17 protein-coding genes and 1 tRNA gene are annotated in these 17,231 nt (G+C 67.6%); 7 read left to right on the top strand and 11 right to left on the bottom strand.

The window, feature by feature from the left end:
- Positions 1-126 precede the first annotated feature (126 nt).
- A complete protein-coding gene (locus F816_RS0111940; protein WP_019594910.1) occupies positions 127-651 on the bottom strand; it encodes a cytochrome c in 525 nt (174 codons plus the stop codon).
- The gene (locus F816_RS0111935; protein ID WP_019594909.1) at positions 651-1,190 is read right to left on the bottom strand and encodes a hypothetical protein; all 540 of its coding nucleotides are present in this window, start codon (positions 1,188-1,190) and stop codon (positions 651-653) included. Before F816_RS0111935 ends, F816_RS0111940 begins: the two co-directional genes overlap by 1 nt.
- 119 nt (positions 1,191-1,309) lie before the next feature.
- On the opposite strand from F816_RS0111935, the gene F816_RS15150 reads away from it, so the two are divergent.
- On the top strand, positions 1,310-1,732 hold the full coding sequence (locus tag F816_RS15150; RefSeq protein WP_369773420.1) for a hypothetical protein: 423 nt from the start codon (positions 1,310-1,312) through the stop codon (positions 1,730-1,732).
- Positions 1,733-1,815: 83 nt separating this feature from the next.
- Here F816_RS15150 and F816_RS0111925 read toward each other — a convergent pair whose 3' ends face one another.
- The 7 genes from F816_RS0111925 to ispB form a co-directional block, all read right to left on the bottom strand.
- A complete protein-coding gene (locus F816_RS0111925) occupies positions 1,816-2,478 on the bottom strand; it encodes a class I SAM-dependent methyltransferase (RefSeq protein ID WP_019594907.1) in 663 nt (220 codons plus the stop codon).
- Positions 2,479-3,555 (bottom strand): SO_0444 family Cu/Zn efflux transporter, encoded by a 1,077-nt coding sequence (locus F816_RS0111920; protein ID WP_019594906.1) that lies wholly within the window; start codon positions 3,553-3,555, stop codon positions 2,479-2,481.
- Positions 3,556-3,633: 78 nt separating this feature from the next.
- On the bottom strand, positions 3,634-5,814 hold the full coding sequence (locus tag F816_RS0111915) for a bifunctional (p)ppGpp synthetase/guanosine-3',5'-bis(diphosphate) 3'-pyrophosphohydrolase (protein ID WP_019594905.1): 2,181 nt from the start codon (positions 5,812-5,814) through the stop codon (positions 3,634-3,636).
- Between the two features lie 12 nt (positions 5,815-5,826).
- Positions 5,827-6,102 (bottom strand): DNA-directed RNA polymerase subunit omega, encoded by a 276-nt coding sequence (gene rpoZ, locus F816_RS0111910; RefSeq protein ID WP_018146305.1) that lies wholly within the window; start codon positions 6,100-6,102, stop codon positions 5,827-5,829.
- A 37-nt stretch (positions 6,103-6,139) separates the two neighbouring features.
- Positions 6,140-6,790 (bottom strand): guanylate kinase, encoded by a 651-nt coding sequence (gmk, locus tag F816_RS0111905; RefSeq protein ID WP_018146304.1) that lies wholly within the window; start codon positions 6,788-6,790, stop codon positions 6,140-6,142.
- Positions 6,791-6,891: 101 nt separating this feature from the next.
- Positions 6,892-6,968 (bottom strand) — tRNA-Pro (locus F816_RS0111900).
- 107 nt (positions 6,969-7,075) lie between these two features.
- A complete protein-coding gene (ispB, locus tag F816_RS0111895) occupies positions 7,076-8,044 on the bottom strand; it encodes an octaprenyl diphosphate synthase (protein ID WP_019594904.1) in 969 nt (322 codons plus the stop codon).
- 323 nt (positions 8,045-8,367) lie between these two features.
- On the opposite strand from ispB, the gene rplU reads away from it, so the two are divergent.
- The 4 genes from rplU (at position 8,368) to proB (ending at position 11,260) form a co-directional block, all read left to right on the top strand.
- Complete coding sequence (gene rplU, locus F816_RS0111890) at positions 8,368-8,679, top strand: 50S ribosomal protein L21 (RefSeq protein ID WP_018146302.1); 312 nt, start codon at positions 8,368-8,370, stop codon at positions 8,677-8,679.
- Positions 8,680-8,708: 29 nt separating this feature from the next.
- Positions 8,709-8,969 (top strand): 50S ribosomal protein L27, encoded by a 261-nt coding sequence (gene rpmA, locus F816_RS0111885; RefSeq protein WP_017941884.1) that lies wholly within the window; start codon positions 8,709-8,711, stop codon positions 8,967-8,969.
- A gap of 78 nt (positions 8,970-9,047) precedes the next feature.
- Positions 9,048-10,130: an Obg family GTPase CgtA gene (gene cgtA, locus F816_RS0111880; RefSeq protein ID WP_019594903.1), complete on the top strand. Its 1,083-nt coding sequence runs from the start codon at positions 9,048-9,050 to the stop codon at positions 10,128-10,130.
- A complete protein-coding gene (gene proB, locus F816_RS0111875; RefSeq protein WP_026333256.1) occupies positions 10,127-11,260 on the top strand; it encodes a glutamate 5-kinase in 1,134 nt (377 codons plus the stop codon). Before cgtA ends, proB begins: the two co-directional genes overlap by 4 nt.
- Positions 11,261-11,632: 372 nt before the next feature.
- On the opposite strand, the gene xseA is transcribed toward proB, so the two are convergent.
- Complete coding sequence (gene xseA, locus F816_RS0111870) at positions 11,633-13,042, bottom strand: exodeoxyribonuclease VII large subunit (RefSeq protein WP_019594901.1); 1,410 nt, start codon at positions 13,040-13,042, stop codon at positions 11,633-11,635.
- 14 nt (positions 13,043-13,056) lie between these two features.
- A complete protein-coding gene (locus F816_RS0111865; RefSeq protein WP_019594900.1) occupies positions 13,057-13,830 on the bottom strand; it encodes a DUF4197 domain-containing protein in 774 nt (257 codons plus the stop codon).
- A gap of 190 nt (positions 13,831-14,020) precedes the next feature.
- On the opposite strand from F816_RS0111865, the gene guaB reads away from it, so the two are divergent.
- Together guaB and guaA are read left to right on the top strand one after the other, a co-directional pair.
- A complete protein-coding gene (gene guaB, locus F816_RS0111860) occupies positions 14,021-15,481 on the top strand; it encodes an IMP dehydrogenase (protein ID WP_018650432.1) in 1,461 nt (486 codons plus the stop codon).
- A gap of 71 nt (positions 15,482-15,552) precedes the next feature.
- The gene (gene guaA, locus F816_RS0111855; protein ID WP_019594899.1) at positions 15,553-17,130 is read left to right on the top strand and encodes a glutamine-hydrolyzing GMP synthase; all 1,578 of its coding nucleotides are present in this window, start codon (positions 15,553-15,555) and stop codon (positions 17,128-17,130) included.
- Positions 17,131-17,231 lie beyond the last annotated feature (101 nt).

Below are 17,231 nucleotides of genomic sequence, written 5' to 3'. Positions count from 1 at the left end.
TTTTACTGCATTCCCTGCCAAGCGGTGACCGCGCAGCGTCTCATTCGAATGACGCCGGTACAGGCCGACTCATTCCGTGTGCATTGTATCGGGGCTGCGGCGGTGTGCGTATGCCTCGGCGTCGGGTTAGCCGTCGGGGTGGGTCACCCAGGGTTCGCCCATGGCCTCTTCCCAGTCGGCCTGGGTGGGGTGGTTGCGGTCGTAGCGTGTCCAGGCCTCGAAGATCTCGTCCGGCCAGTGCGACTGCAGCCAGCCGATGATCGCCTCGACATCCGCCTCCGATAGTGTGTCCTCGAAGCTGGGCATGGCGCCGCCACGCGCCTCGGCGCCGTAACGGATCATGTCCTTCAGCTGCCAGTAGGGGTGGTGCCAGGTATGGGCGCTGCCATCCAGTGGTGGCGGGGGCAGGGTGCCGTCCGGGTTACGCTGGCGCCAGTCCTCGGCGCCCTCGCGCTGCGCCCCGTGACAGGCGATGCAGTGCTGCTGGTAGAGGCGCTCACCACGCTGGAGGACCTCCGGATCGGTGGTGCGTTCGAGGTGGTCGGGGGTCCCGGATGCTCCGCCGAAGCCGTCGCAACCGGTCAGGCTGGCGGATGCGAGGATCAGCGCCGCGCTGCCGATCCAGGGGATGAGTGATGGGTGTTGCCGCATCAGTCCTGAACACCCGGCTCGCTCGCGTTCCCGGCCGGTTCGTCGCCGCCGCGGAAGGCGTCGCGTACCGAGCCCCAGGCCTTGCGCGAGCCGTCGCGCACGCCGCCCCAGGCGTCCTTTGCCCCGTCGCGAATACCGCCCCAGGCGCCGGAGGAGCGCTCGCGCATCTCGCTCGACCATTCGGCCAGGCGGTCACGTTCCTCGACCAGTCCGTCGTAGGCGCGTTCGCGGCGCTCGCGAGTCGCGTCGCTCAGGTCATCCCAGCCCTCGCGGATGTTGTCGCCCAGGCGGCCGAGTTCGCGGTCCATCGCGTCCAGGGTATCGCGGGTGCGCGAGCGGGTGGCCTCACCGGCCCCGGTGCTTTCTTCCTGGATCTCCTCGCGGGTCTCGGCCCAGGATTCGCGCAGCTCCTCCATCTCGCTGGCGGTAGTGTCGTCCTCTGCGGCGGTCTCATGCTCGTTGGCGTGGAGAGGGCTTGCGGCCAGCAACAGGACGCAAAGGCTCGTCATCAGGATGTAGCGCAGCTTGAACAGCTTCATGGTGTCTTCCTCCCGGTCCGCGCAGGGCGGCGGACTGATCTGGTCTTTCTGCCATGGTAGGACGTTTAGCGGTCCGGTATGTTCGTGCGCAAGGAAATTTTTGCGAGAGGACCCACGGGATGCGATGGGGATGGCGGGTTGCATGGGGGTGTCTGACGGTACTGCTGGCGGGCTGTGCCGCGTCCTCTTCGGCCCCGGAAACGGGCACTGCGCCGGACGGCTGGGAGCCGGCGCCTACGGCCTTCGAGGCGCAGGTGGTGCCTTCACAGGCGCCCTCGGCGATGCCCGGTGCCGCGGTGATGGCGTGGCTGGCGGCCAGCCCCTGGCATTCTGGACTGGCGGTTGACTACGCCGGGCTGGAGATCGAACAGCCGCGTCCGGAGCGCGCCGAGGTCCGTCTGACCGGGTTGCGTGACGATGCCGTCAGTGCCTACGAATTCCGCCTGGAGCTGGACGAGGTTGAGGCGGGCTGGGTGGTGCAGTCAGTGGAGCGCCGTGCCATCTGCCGCCGTGGCCTTGGCGCCAGCGGCCTTTGCCGGTAAGGCTTCGTGGAGGATTCGCCCTTGACCTGGCCCTTCTCCATGCGCTCCGGAGGCTTTGTGGTGAATCCAGGGCAGCCTCTGCTTCAGCGGCGGCGGGCCAGGGTCAGGCCGTCGCCGATGGGGGCCAGCGAGAGGTCGATGCGTGCGTCGTGATGCAGGGCGTCATTGAAGGCGCGGATCGCGCGGGTGTCGTCGCGCTGATCGTCCGGGTCGGCGACGGTACCGTGCCACAGGGTGTTGTCGATCAGGATCAGGCCGCCGGGGCGTACCAGGCGCATGCAGTGTTCGAAATAGTCGGGATAGCCGGTCTTGTCGGCATCGATGAAGGCTAGATCGAAGCGACCGGTCTCGCCGGCGGCCTCCAGCGCCTGCAGCGTGTTGCGCGCCTCGCCCAGCTCGAGTCGGATGCGTCCGGCAACCCCGGCGCGTTTCCAGTAGCGCCGGGCCGTGGCGGTCCATTCCGCGCTCTTGTCCAGGGTGACGACCTCGCCGTCTTCCGGCAGGACGAGGGCGAGGGCCAGCGCGCTGTAGCCGGTGAAGGTGCCGATCTCCAGATAGCGCTGTGCGCCCATGAGCTTCGCCAGCAGCCCCATGAACTGCGCCTGTTCCGGGGCGATCTGCATGTTCGCCTCGGGCAGGCTGGCCGTTTCGGCGCGCAGCTGCGCCAGTACGTCGGGCTCGCGCAGCGAGTGCTCCAGGAGGTAGTGGTACAGCGGTTCATCGAGTCCGATGGAACGATTGGACATTCACGCGCTCCGCGGGTGTGGGTGAGGGATCAGGTGGTCCAGCCACCGGCGCAGGACCGGTGTGGCCAGGACGATCAGGATGACCAGGGCGCTCCACTCGAGCCAGGTGGGCAGCAACTCGCCGGCGGCGCCCATCTGGGTTGTGATGTCGACCCCGGTGCGGGCCAGTCCGGCGTCCAGGGCGAGCCCCAGCGCGATGGTGGTGGCCGCGATTCCGGCCAGGTAGAGCACCAGCGCCGGGGTGCCGAGTTCGCGGCGGAACACGCCCAGCGTCGCCAGGCTGGTGATCGGCGCGGCCAGCAGGAACACCAGCACGGTGCCGGGCGAGACCCCGGCCGCGATCAGGCCCACCGCGATGGGCGTGGCGGCGGTCGCGCACAGGTACATCGGGATGCCGATGACGGCCATCACCAGCATCGCCGCCAGGCCCGAGCCCCAGGCGGCCAGGGTGGCCGGCGGGACCAGGGCGAGCAGGGCGCCGGCGACCAGCAGGCCGATCACCAGCCACAGGCGGATATCGTCGAGGACGTTGTGGAAGGCGTAGTGCAGTCCGCGGCGGAGCCGCGCGGGGAGACGTTCCGGGGCTTCGGGCGTGGCGTAGCCCGTGTCGGTCCCGCAACATCCGCCGCAGGTGTCGGGTTCGGCCCCGGTTGCCTCCGGGTGGTCCGTCGCGGCGCGCGTGCGCCCCACCAGTAACCCCGTGGTGATGGCCGTGACGATAGCGCCAAGGGCGCGGGACACGGCCATTACCGGGCCCAGCAGGGCGTAGCTGATGGCAAGCGAGTCCACGCCGACACCCGGCGTTCCGATCAGGAAGGCGGTGGTGGGCCCGCGACCGGCACCGCCGCGATGCAGGGCCAGGGCGGTGGGGATGGCCCCGCAGGAACAAAGCGGCAACGGGGCCCCGACCACGGCGGCGCGCGCCGTGGCCGCCAGGCCGGCGCCGCCGAGCCAGCGCTGCAGGACGGCCTCCGGGATCAGGGCCTTGACCGCGCCGGCGGCCAGCAGGCCCAGTAGCAGCCAGGGCGCCGCGGTGAGCGCGACACTCAGTGTTTCGTTGAGGATGTCGGCGATCATGCCTCGATCTTCCGTTGCGCACGGGGCGCCTGCAAGAAGCCCGCCCGCCGGGTGGCGGATCAGCGGGAGCGTTGCGTGTCAGCCGCGCTGGCGCGAGATCCGCAGGACGTCGGACAGCCGCCGCAGGCCGCGCATGATCTGGGCCAGGTGCTGGCGGTCACGTACGGTCAGCAGGAAGGTCATCGCGGTGGAGTGGCCGTCCTGCTCGTTGAACGAGATGTGCTCGATGTTCGAGCCGTGATCCGCGATGACCGCAGCCATGTCGGCCAGCGCCCCGCGGCGGTTGGCGGTGCGGGTGCGTACGGCGGCGGTGAATTGCAGCTGGGGCTCATGCGACCACTCCAGCGCGATGGTGCGGTCGGACCGGTCGCGGCTCTCGTGCAGGACGTTGCGGCAGTTCTCGCGGTGGACCACCAGGCCGCGCCCGGCGCTCAACTGGCCAATGATCGGGTCGCCCGGGATCGGGTGGCAGCAACGGGCGTAATTCAGCACCAGCCCTTCGGTGCCGTTGACCGCGAGCGTGGTCGTAGTGGCGGGTTCTGTGGCGGTCGGGTCGGGGCTTTCCTTGCCGACCATCTGGCGGGCCACCAGTGAGGCCATGCGATTACCCAGTCCGATATCGATCAACAGCGCGTCCAGGTCTTCCAGCTGCATCGCGTCCAGCATCTGGTCCAGGCGGGCCGGCGAGATGCGGGGCAGGCTGGTATCCATGGATTCCAGCGCCTTTTCCAGCATGCGCTCGCCGAGGGTGCGGGCCTCCTCGGACTGCATGGACTTGAGGCAGTGGCGGATGCCGGTGCGCGCCTTGCCGGTGACCACGAAGGACAGCCAGGCTGGGTTGGGGCGGGCGCCGGGCGAGGTGACGATCTCCACCGTCTGGCCGCTTTGCAGGCGTACCGACAGCGGGGCGAGCTGGCGATCGATCTTGACGGCCACGCAGCGGTTGCCGACGTCCGAGTGCACGGCGTAGGCGAAGTCGATCGGGGTGGCGTCGCGCGGGAGCACCAGGATGTCGCCCTCGGGGGTGAAGGTGTAGACCTCGTCGGGGAACAGGTCGACCTTGACGTTCTCCAGGAACTCGATGGAGTTGCCGACGCTGTTCTGGATCTCGAGGACATCCTTCAGCCATTCGCGTGCCCGGCTCTGGGCCGTGCGGCTGGATTCGCTGCCGGCCTTGTACTGCCAGTGTGCGGCGATCCCGCTCTCGGCCACGCGATCCATCTCGGTGGAGCGGACTTGCACCTCGATCGGGGCGCCCTGCGGGCCGAACAGGATGGTGTGCAGCGACTGGTAGCCGTTGGACTTGGGGATCGCGATGTAGTCCTTGAAGCGCCCCGGAACCGGCTTGTAGAGGTTGTGCACCACGCCCAGGGAGCGGTAGCAGGTGTCCACGTCGTCGACGATGATGCGGATGGCGAAGACGTCGAACACGTCTTCGAACGAGTGGTGCTTGTCGCGCATCTTGCGGTAGATGCTGTACAGGCTCTTCTCGCGCCCGGAGATGCGCCCGGTGATCCCGGAAGCCTCCATGCGCGAGCAGATCGCCTGCTCGATGTTCTTCATCGGCTCGCGGCGGTTGCCGCCGGCCCGGTGTACCGCGCGTTCCAGTACCGCGGCGCGCCACGGGTGCTTGGCCGAGAAACCGAGTTCTTCCAGCTCGCGGCGCATGGCATTCATGCCCAGTCGCTGCGCGATCGGGGCATAGATCTCGAGGGTTTCCTTGGCGATGCGGCGGCGCTTGTCCGGGCGCATCACACCGAGGGTGCGCATGTTGTGCAGGCGGTCGGCCAGCTTGATCAGAATCACCCGAATGTCGCGGGTGATCGCCAGCATCATCTTGCGGAAGTTTTCCGCCTGCGCCTCGGCCTTCGACTGGAACTGCAGGTGGGTCAGCTTGGACACGCCGTCCACCAGCTCTGCGACCTCCTCGCCGAACTCGGCGCGGATACGGTCCTTGCTGGTGGCGGTGTCCTCCATCACGTCATGCAGGATGGCGGCGCTGATCGCCTGGTGGTCCATCCGCATCTCGGCCATGGTGCGAGCCACGGCGAGCGGGTGATAGATGTAGGGCTCCCCGGTCTTGCGGGTCTGGCCTTCGTGCGACTCCGCGCCCAGGAGATAGGCGCGATAGACCTCCTCGACCTCTTCCGGCTCGAGGTAGGACTCGAGCTCGGAACATAAATCGCTGATCAGGAATCGGGTCGAGTCGCCCGGTACCGAGGAGGGGGCCCCGGGCGAAGCTGGCTGCCCAGCGGCCATTCAGAAAATCTCCTAGCGCTCGTCGGCTTCCAGCTGTTCCAGATGACGGATGGTGCTGAAGTCCAGCATCTGGTTCTGGGGCCGTTCGTCGTGTTCGTCGAACACCTCGATACCGACCACGCCGGCGGCGATTTCGCGCAGGGCGATTACCGTGGGCTTGTCGTTGTCCTCGGGTACGCGGGCTTCCTTTCCGTGGGCAATGTGGCGGGCCCGGCGGGCAGCCATCAGCACCAGCTGGAAACGGTTTTCGACATTTTCGAGGCAGTCCTCGACGGTGACGCGTGCCATCGGATACTCCGGTCAGTAAATTCTTGAAACTTGCATGTTACGCCGACCCATGCGCGCCCGCCAACAGATTCCCGATCGTGGATGCGGATCGGATCTCCTGTTCCACGGTGCGCAGGCGGTTGGCGCGGAAGATACAGGCCAGATCGCGCACGGCCTGGTCGAAGTCGGCATTGACCACGGTGTAGTCGTACTCGCGGAAATGCGTGCAGTCGGATTCGGCATCCCGCAGACGGCGCTGGATCACGTCTTCCTCGTCCTGCCCGCGGCCGCGCAGGCGGCGTTCCAGCTCGTCGCGCGAGGGCGGCAGGATGAAGATGGAATGCGCATCCGGCACGGCGGCGCGCACCTGGCGCGCACCCTGCCAGTCGATCTCTAGGATCACGTCCACCCCGGCGTCCAGGCGTTCGTCGACACTGGCGAGCGCGGTGCCGTAGAAGTTGTCGAACACCTTGGCGTGTTCCAGCAGCTGGCCGTCCTCGATCATCCCGAGGAAGGTCTCGGCGCTGACGAAGTGGTAGTGCTGTCCGTCGACCTCGCTGGCGCGCGGCGTCCGTGTGGTATGCGAAACCGAGACCTCCACCGCCGTCACCGATTCAAGCAGTGCGGCGACCAGGCTGGTCTTGCCGGCACCCGAGGGCGCGGAAACGATATAGAGGGTGCCGCGAACGGCCGGGGTATTGGCGGTCATGGACGTGTCCGCAGGGCCTGAACGTGATCGGGATCTGGCCGCTTCCGGATGGGCCGCTTGAATCGGGCCACAGGCCGGAAGACCAGGGTCAAGAAGAAGGTTGGTCGGAGTGAAAGGATTCGAACCTTCGACCCCTGCCTCCCGAAGGCAGTGCTCTACCAAGCTGAGCTACACTCCGAACCGAGCCCGCTATTATGCCGAGCCTCGCGGGGCGTGTCCATGCCCCGGGCGCTGAAAATCCTATCGGTAACGGTCGCCCCGCCATGCGGCGTGGGTCGCGCCGCGTCAGTGGTTGCGCCCGACGGCGAAACGGGCGAGATCGATCAGGGCCTGACGCTGGGGCGAATCGGGCAACGTGGAGATCGCCTCGATGGCGGCGTCGGTTTCGGCCTCGGCGCGAGAGCGGGTGTAGGCCAGGCCGTCGGTTCCGTGTACGGCCTGCAGCACGGCGTCGACCTGATCGCGGCCGCCTTCTTCGATCGCCCGGCGCACGACGGCCTGCTGATCGGGGGAGCCCACGCGCAGCGCATGGATCAGCGGCAGCGTGGGCTTGCCCTCGGCGAGGTCGTCGCCCATGCGCTTGCCGGTCACCTCGTCATCGGAGGAGTAGTCCAGGACGTCGTCGATCAGCTGGAAGGCGGTGCCCAGGTGCATGCCGTAGCGGGCCAGCGCCTGCTCGTCGTGTTCCGAGCGTTCGCCCAGAATGGCGCCCAGCTGGCAGGCGGCCTCGAACAGCTTGGCGGTCTTCGACTGGATCACGTGCATGTAGCGCTGCTCGTCAACGTCGGCGTCGTGGCAGTTCATCAGCTGCATCACCTCGCCCTCGGCGATCACGTTGGTCGCGTGGGAGAGGATCTCCATGACCCGCATGGAGCCGACTTCGACCATCATCTCGAACGCGCGCGAGTAGAGGAAGTCGCCGACCAGGACGGCGGCCTCGTTGCCGAAGATGTGGTTGGCGGTCTCGTTGCCGCGGCGCAGCTCCGAGGCATCCACCACGTCGTCGTGCAGCAGGGTCGCGGTATGGATGAACTCCACCACCGCCGCCAGTGTCACCGGGTCCTGGCCCTGCACATGGCAGGCCCGCGCCGACAGGGTGGCCAGCAGCGGTCGCAGGCGCTTGCCGCCCGAATGGATGATGTAGTGTCCGAGTTGGTTGATCAGCACCACCGGCGAGCTGAGGCGTTCGCGGATGCACTGGTCGACGGCCTGCATGTCGTCGGCCGCCAGTTCTCGGATCGAATCAATGGACATAGGGGCAGGGAAGCAGGCTCGTGAGCTCGTCGGGAGGGGCGAAGGCATGCTAGGGAAACGCTGCCCAATGTACAAGTTCGCGTGGACGCCGGCGCGCCGATCTAAGGCGGCCTGCTGAAAGACGGGGAGTGCGGTGTTGCCGGGCGTCGGCGGAGATTGGGAAAACGGTGCGCCAGCGCGCACCAGCCCCTGCGCGTTCCTGCCGCTTGACGGCTTCCCGGCATTGACCCGGGGGCGAAGCGCTGCTAGCATTTCCGCCCTTTCGCGAGACCAGCTCCCAATTGGCTGGTCCACACAAGGTATCGCAACGGAGTCCCAGGGAAATGTACGCGATCATCGCAACAGGTGGTAAACAGTACCGCGTCGCCGAAGGCGACGTGATTCGCATCGAGAAGCTCGAGGCCGAGGCCGGTTCCGAGGTCGAGTTCGACCAGGTGCTGATGGTCGGTGCGGGTGACGATGTCCGCGTCGGGGCCCCGCTGGTGGACGGTGGCAAGGTCACCGCCAAGGTCGAAGACCATGGCCGCGCCAAGAAGATCCACATCATGAAATTCCGGCGGCGCAAGCACTCCCAGAAGCAGATGGGACACCGCCAGCATTACACCACCGTGCGCATCACCGGCATCGCCGGCTGATCGCCGCAGGCATTCAGGAGAGCTGAACCATGGCACATAAAAAGGCAGGCGGCAGTACCCGCAACGGGCGCGATTCCGAGAGCAAACGCCTGGGCGTGAAGCGCTTTGGCGGTCAGGTCGTACGCGCCGGCAACATCCTCGTTCGTCAGCGCGGGACGCAGTATCATCCCGGCGAGGGCGTGGGTTGTGGCAAGGACCATACGCTGTTCGCCAAGGTTGACGGCCAGGTCGTCTTCAAGGTGGGCGGTCCGCACAACCGTCGTTTCGTGAGCATCCAGCCGCAGCAGTAAGCTGGCCGGACAGCGAAGCGTTCGCGAAAAGCCCCGTTCGACGGGGCTTTTTTTGTTCTGTACTTCGGGAAGCAAGCAATGAAGTTCATCGACGAGGCCACTATTACCGTAAAGGCCGGCGACGGCGGGAATGGCTGTGTCAGCTTCCGCCGCGAGAAATACATCCCCTTTGGCGGGCCCGACGGGGGTGACGGCGGAGATGGCGGCTCCGTATGGCTGGTGGGCGACGAAGGCCTTAACACCCTGGCCGATTTTCGCTACCAGCGCCGGTTTGATGCCGAGCGTGGCGAGAACGGCAAGGGGCGCAATCGTACGGGGTCTTCCGGCGAGGATCTGGAGATCGCAGTGCCGATCGGCACTCAGGTGCGCGATGCCGAGACCGACGAGATCCTGGGGGATGTGACCCACGAGGGTCAGCGTCTGCTGGTCGCTCAGGGTGGCTTCCACGGGCTCGGCAATACCCGGTACAAGTCCTCCACCAACCAGGCGCCCCGTCAGAGCAAGCCGGGCACCCCGGGCGACCTGCGCAAGCTGTCGCTGGAGCTGATGGTGCTGGCCGACGTCGGTTTGCTGGGGCTGCCGAATGCCGGCAAGTCCACGCTGCTGGCGCGGGCCTCGGCCGCGCGCCCGAAGATCGCCGACTACCCGTTCACCACCCTGATCCCGCAACTGGGCGTGGTGCGCATCGGGGTCAACCAGAGTTTCGTGATCGCCGACATCCCCGGGCTGATCGAGGGCGCGGCCGAGGGCGCGGGACTGGGGACGCGCTTTCTCAAGCATCTGGCCCGCACCCGCCTGCTGCTGCACGTGGTGGACGTGTCCCCGCCGGACCCGGAGGCCGATCCGCTGGTGGACCTGCGCACCGCGATCACCGAACTGGAGCACCACAGCGACAAGCTGGCGGCCCTCCCGCGCTGGATCGTGCTGAACAAGAAGGAGCTGCTGGATGCCGACGAACTCGCGGCGCTGGTCGAGCGCGTGCGTGCGGACCAGGGCGAGGCGCATCCGGTGTTTACCATCTCCGCGGCGACCGGTGAGGGCGTGGACGCCCTGCTGCAGGCGGTGATGCGCCATGTCGAGGAGGCCGCGCAGGCGGCTGCCGAGGCGGATCGGCGGGGTGCGATGGGGACGCCGGAGGACAAGCCGGAGGACCCCGCGTGACAGCGTCTGCCACACGGGCGCTCCCCGCCATTCGTCGGGTCGTCGTGAAGATTGGCAGCGCGCTGATCACCGCCGATGGTGCCGGGCTCGACCGCCCGGCGCTGGAGTCCTGGGCGCACCAGATTGCGGCGCTGCGCCGGCGCGGGCTGGAGGTGATCCTGGTCTCCAGTGGGGCGGTGGCCGAGGGCATGCGCCGGCTGGGCATGACCGAGCGCCCGCACCAGTTGCACCACGTGCAGGCCGCCGCCGCGGTCGGACAGATGGGCCTGGTTCAGGCCTACGAGCGCGAATTCGCCAGCCACGATCTGCATGCGGCGCAGGTCCTGCTGACCCACGATGACCTCGCCGACCGCTCGCGCTACCTGAATGCCCGCAGCACGATGCTGGCCCTGCTCGAGATGGGCACGATCCCGGTAGTCAACGAGAACGACACGGTGGCCTACGAGGAGATTCGGCTCGGCGACAACGACACCCTGGCCGCGCTAGTGGCCAACCTGGTGGTGGCCGACCTGCTGCTGATCCTGACCGACCAGGATGGCCTGTTCGATCGCGATCCGCGCAAGCATGCGGATGCCCGTTTGATCCAGGAGGGCCGGGCCTCGGATGCCGAGCTTCACCGTTATGTGGCCGCCGATTTCGGTCGCCTGGGCCGGGGTGGCATGGCAACCAAGCTGCTGGCTGCTGAACGCGCGGCACGTTCCGGCACGCATACCGTGATTGCCTCCGGACGCGAGGCGCAGGTGATGGGGCGGGTGCTGAAGGGTGAGGCCCTGGGGACCTGGCTGAAGCCGGACCGTGAACCGCTGGCGGCGCGCAAGCGCTGGCTGGCGGATCAGCTGCACTCGCGCGGGCAGTTGCAGCTGGACGCCGGGGCCGCCCGCGTGCTGCGCGAATCGGGCAGCAGCCTGCTACCGGTAGGTGTGGTCAGCGTCGAGGGGGATTTTCGCCGCGGCGAGATGGTCACCTGCGTGGACCCGGAGGGTGTCGCCGTCGCGCGCGGGCTGACCAACTATGCGGCTAGCGAGATCCAGCGGATCCGCGGGCAGCGCGCGGATCGTATCGAGGCCGAGCTGGGCTACTTGCTGGAGCCGGAGTTGATCCACCGGGACAACCTCGTCCTGCTCTCCTGACCCGCGCTCGAACCACGCCACCCCGGCTCTCCGCTTCGTTCCGGCGGTGATGACGACTGGGGTGGGTGAATCGCTGCAGTCGGCAGGACCCCATATCTGTCGGTCGAAAGCCGTTCCATCCAGACGGGTAGGATGTGATGAGCGCAGCCCAGACGGGTAGGATGTGATGAGCGCAGCGAATCGCATCGTGTCGCGGCCCAGGTTGCCCCAGTTCCCGGATTGATGCGTTTCGCTGCGCTCAACCGCATCCTACCGCCGCACCCGGCATCTCGAGCCCTTCTTTGCAGGGCCCTCGCGTGCTTCCCGTCTTCCTGTCCTCCGCGGTTTTCTCCGTGCTCTCCGTGTGCTCTGTGGTTAATAAACTACTGAGTCTTAGTCCTCGGTGTGAGTGCCGGTGACTTCGAGGTCCAGGTGGCCGCGGGCGAGGCGGGCACGCAGGCGCTCGCCGTTCGCGGTCTGTTCCGCGCTGCGCAGGACCTCGCCCTGCGGTGTCTGCAGGATCGCGTAGCCGCGGTCCAGCACCGCCTCTGGACCCAGCGAGCGTAGCTGGCGTGCGGTGGCATCCAGCTGCCGCTGGCGGGTCGCCAGGGCCTGACGGGTCGCGGTTTGCAGTTGGCGCCGCAGGCGGGCGAGGCCGTCACGTTGTTGGGCGATGTCGTGGTCCGGACGCACCCGCGCCAGGCGCTGGCGCAGGTGATCCAGGCGCATGCGGGCGGAGGCCAGCCGGTTGCCGGGCGAGGCGCCGGCCAGACGCAACTGGGCGTGTTGCAAGCGCACTCGGGCGCGTTCCTCGAGGCGCGACCAGGCGCGCTGCAGGCGTTCGCGCTGGTCGTCCAGAAGTTGGGCGTCGCGTTCCAGTATCTGCCTCGGGTGGCGGCGTTCCAGTCGCGTATGCAGGGCGGTCAGGGTCTGCTGGTGGCGCGCTACGCGCTGGCCGAGCAGCCCTCCCAGGCGTTCGCGGGCGCGCGCTAGCTGGTGGCGCAGGGTGGCGGCATCCGGGCTGACGGCCTCTGCCGCCGCGGTGGGCGTGGAGGCGCGCAGGTCGGCGACGAAGTCGGCGATGGTGGTGTCGGTCTCGTGTCCTACGCCGCTGACCACCGGGATCGGGCAGGCGGCGATGGCGCGCGCGACGCTTTCCTCGTTGAAGGCCTGCAGGTCTTCCAGGGAGCCGCCGCCGCGGGCGAGGATGAGCACGTCGACCTGGACCTCGGCCGCGGCCTGTTCCAGGGCCGCGACAATCTGGCCGGCGGCCTGGGCGCCCTGCACCGCGGTGGGGTAGAGCGTGACCGGCAGCAACAGCGGGAAGCGCCGCGCCAGGGTGCGCTCGATGTCGTGGCGCACATCGCCCTGGGTGGAGGTGATCACGCCCAGGCGGTGGGTCCAGGCGGGCAGCGGCTGCTTGCGTTCGGTGTCGAACAGGCCCTCGGCGGCGAGCTTTTCCTTCAGGCGCTGGAAGGCGGCCAGCAGGCGGCCTTCGCCGGCCGGTTGCAGGGCCTCGACGATCAGCTGGAACTGTCCGCGGGCGCCGTAGATTCCGGCACGCCCCTGGATCTGTACCGCGTCGCCGTCGGCAAAGCGGGCGGCCTGGCGGGAGCGCCCGCGGAACAGCACGCAGCTCACCGAGGCGTTCTCGTCCTTCAGCGAAAAGTACTGGTGCCCGGATGCGTATTGACGCAGGTTCGATACCTCGCCCTCCACGCGCACGAGGCCAAGCCCGTCACGCAGCAGGCCGTCGGCACACTGGTTGAGCTCGGTTACTGAAAAGACGGGGGCGTCGCTCATGGGGGACTCGATGGTTACAGACGGGTGAAGACGCGCTGGAAGACATCGGTGCCGCGCCCGACGGGGTCGACCCGCAGGCGGGCCTCTTCTTCCGCGAGGGCGTGGAACAGGCCGTCCATGGTGTGGTCCAGCACATGCTCGGCCAGGTCCAGGCGGACGTTCGCCAGAAACGGGATGTCGCGCATCCGCGACTCCAGCTCGCGGTGGGTCGTCATGGCCTCCACGGCGTCCAGACTGTGCTCGATCGCGGGACGCATGGCCTCAGTCAGGCGCGGCCGCATCTGGGTTTCCAGATGGCGGGTGGCGGCATCCTCGGGCCCCAGCAGGATGCCGCGGGCATCGTCGAGATCGAGCGCGAAGATCGCCCGGATGAAGGGTTCCCGGGCCTGCCATACCGCATCCTCGGCCGCGCGGTTCATGCGTTCCTCCAGGGTGTCCAGCGGCGCGGCCATGCCGAGCCGACCCAGCGAGCGCCGTGTGGTGGCGAGCACCTCGGGCAGGGGGATGCGCACGTCCGGGTTGCCGTAGAAGCCGTTGCGCCGGCTGAGGGTCTCGGAGGCGGCGTGGGTCGCGATGACCAGCGCTTCGTGCACCGCCTCGATCAACTCCGCGGTCGACAGCCCGGAGAGTTCCGGTGGCCGGGTGATCAGCGAGCGGAACATGTCCTGACCGAAGCGCCACCAGTCGGCGCGGGCGCTGGACGCAGTGGCCAGGCCAAGGCCGGGGGCCAGCAACAGGGCCAGCGCGGTGCGTCGGGTGATGCGGGCCGTAGGCGCGCGCTCGGGCATGGGTCTCGCCTGGCAGGGGGCTCGGGATGGATTCGCATCCTATCAGGGCGCTGTCCGGGCGTCTGCGCACGGCCCTCGCATATGTGTCTGTGCTTGTCCCGGAAGGGCCCGAATTCTATACTGAACGGCTATTTATCCGCCCCCGGGGTTTTCTCCCTTGCGTCCCGGCGGGCCTGGCCTGGAGTGGTGCATGCGGATACTCGGTGAAGCCCTTACCTTTGATGATGTACTGCTGATCCCGGGGCATTCGAATGTCGTTCCGCGTGATGTCGACCTGAGTACCCGGATTACCCGCGAGATCACGCTGTCCGCCCCGGTGGTGTCGGCCGCGATGGATACGGTCACCGAGGCCAACCTGGCGATCGCGATGGCCCAGGAGGGCGGGCTCGGGATCGTGCACAAGAACATGTCGGCGGAGGCCCAGGCCGCCGAGGTCCGGCAGGTCAAGAAATATGAAAGCGGTGTGATCAGCGAGCCGATCACCATCGGTCCGGATGCGAGCATCGGCGACGTGGTCGCGCTGACCGACGCCAATCACATCTCCGGCGTGCCGATCGTCTCCGGCAATGACCTGATGGGCATCGTGACCTCCCGCGATCTGCGCTTCGAGACCCGCATGAACGCCCCGGTCTCGGAGATCATGACCCCGCGCGAGCGCCTGGTTACCGTGCCCGAGGGGGCTGACCGCGAGCTGGTGCTGGAGCTACTGCACAAGCACCGGATCGAAAAGGTGCTGGTCGTCAACGACGACTTCCAGCTGCGCGGGATGATCACGGTCAAGGACATCCAGAAGTCCACCGAGCACCCGCATGCCTCCAAGGACGAGCGGGGCCGTCTGCGCGTGGGTGCCGCGGTGGGTGTGGGTGAGGGCACCGATGAGCGCGTGGCCGCGCTGGTCGAGGCCGGGGTGGACGTGCTGGTGGTGGATACCGCGCACGGGCATTCCCAGGGCGTGCTGGATCGCGTCGCCTGGGTAAAGAAGCACTACCCGGACGTGCAAGTGATCGGTGGCAACATCGCCACCGCCGATGCTGCCAAGGCGCTGGTCGCGGCCGGGGCCGACGGCGTGAAGGTCGGAATCGGGCCGGGCTCGATCTGCACCACCCGCATCGTGGCCGGCGTGGGCGTGCCGCAGATCACGGCGATCTCCGATGTGTCCGAGGCGCTGAAGGGCACGGGTGTGCCGATGATCGCCGACGGGGGCGTGCGCTTTTCCGGGGACCTGGCCAAGGCGATCGCCGCGGGCGCCGATTGCGTGATGCTGGGCTCGATGTTCGCCGGGACCGAAGAGGCCCCGGGCGAGGTCGAGTTGTACCAGGGCCGCTCCTACAAGATCTATCGCGGTATGGGCTCTTTGGGCGCGATGCAGCAGGGCTCCTCGGATCGCTACTTCCAGGATCCGAACAGCTCGGCCGACAAGTTCGTGCCCGAGGGGATCGAGGGCCGGGTGCCGTACAAGGGCTCGATCGTCGCCATCATCTACCAGCTGATGGGCGGGCTGCGCTCGTCCATGGGCTATGTCGGCGCACACAACATCGAAGAGATGCGGACCAAGCCGCATTTCGTCCGCGTGACCGCCGCTGGCATGCGCGAGAGCCATGTGCACGACGTGGCGATCACCAAGGAAGCCCCGAACTACCGCATGGACTGACCCGGCCCCGATGGCCGGGTATCCCTACCTGACATACTCCCGGCCCGCAGGCCGGGATACCGGATGACCTCATGACCCAGGATCTTCACGCCCACCGCATTCTGGTGCTGGACTTCGGTTCCCAGTACACCCAGCTGATCGCCCGCCGCGTGCGCGAGGCCAGGGTCTACTCCGAGGTGCATGCCTGGGACATGCCGGCGGCCGACATCCGTGCGTTCAATCCCACTGCGATCATCCTCTCCGGCGGCCCCGAGTCGGTGAATGTCGACCAGCCCCCGCGCGCCGAGGACGCGGTGTTCGAGCTGGGGGTTCCGGTGCTGGGCATCTGCTACGGCATGCAGACCATGGCCGCGCAGCTGGGTGGTCGGGTCGAGCCGTCGGAGCGCCGCGAGTTTGGCTATGCGCAGGTGCGCGCTCGTGGTCACACGCCGCTGCTGCGTGACATCGAGGATCACACCACGCCGGAGGGCTACGGTCTTCTGGACGTGTGGATGTCGCACGGCGACCACGTGACCGAACTGCCGGAGGGCTTTCGCCTGATGGCCTCCACGGACTCCGCGCCGATCGCCGGCATGGCCGATCCGGAGCGCGGCTTCTACGGCGTGCAGTTCCACCCGGAGGTGACCCACACCACCCAGGGACAGCGCATCATCGAGCGCTTCCTGCACGATATCTGTGGCTGCGAGGCGCTGTGGACCGCCGACAACATCATCGACGACATGGCCGCGCGGGTGCGCGAGCAGGTCGGTGATGATCACGTGGTCCTGGGCCTGTCCGGCGGGGTGGACTCCTCGGTGGTCGGCGCGCTGCTGCACAAGGCCATCGGCGATCAGCTGACCTGCGTGTTCGTGGACACGGGTCTGTTGCGCGAGGGCGAGGGCGACCAGGTGATGGCGACCTTCGCCCGCCACATGGGTGTGCAGGTGATCCGGGTGGATGCCGAGGAGCGTTTCATGAGCGCGCTGGCCGGGATCGACGACCCGGAGGCCAAGCGCAAGATCATCGGCGGGCTGTTCATCGACGTGTTCGACGAACAGGCCGCGAAGCTGAACAACGTGCAGTGGCTGGCCCAGGGCACGATTTACCCGGACGTGATCGAGTCGGCCGACTCCAAGACCGGCAAGGCCCACGTGATCAAGTCGCACCACAATGTGGGCGGTCTGCCGGAGAACATGAAGCTGGGTCTGGTCGAGCCGCTGCGCGAACTGTTCAAGGACGAGGTGCGCAAGATTGGTGTCGAACTGGGTCTGCCCACCGAGATGGTCTACCGCCACCCGTTCCCCGGGCCGGGCTTGGGCGTACGCATCCTTGGCGAGGTGAAGAAGGAATACGCCAACCTGCTGCGCCGCGCCGATGCGATCTTCATCGAGGAGCTGCGCAAGGCCGATCTCTACGACAAGACCTCGCAGGCGTTTGCGGTCTTCCTGCCGGTGAAGTCGGTAGGCGTCATGGGCGACGGCCGGCGCTACGACTACGTGGTGGCCCTGCGCGCGGTGGAGACCATCGACTTCATGACCGCGCGCTGGGCGCATCTGCCGTACGAGTTCCTCGACCACGTCTCGCGCCGCATCATCAACGAGATCCCCGGCATCTCCCGCGTTACCTACGACATCTCCGGCAAGCCCCCCGCCACCATCGAGTGGGAATAACATCAGTCAGGGCACTGGTTGGGATGGGGCGGTAGACGTGGCAGTATCCTGGTCTATCGCCGCCTAAACCCGGAAAGTCCGTTTGCAAACGCCTCCCCACC

Origin of the sequence: Thioalkalivibrio sp. ALM2T (assembly GCF_000381505.1) — a bacterium.
Lineage (GTDB): Bacteria > Pseudomonadota > Gammaproteobacteria > Ectothiorhodospirales > Ectothiorhodospiraceae > Thioalkalivibrio > Thioalkalivibrio versutus.
This window is presented reverse-complemented; position numbering and strand designations above follow the sequence as displayed.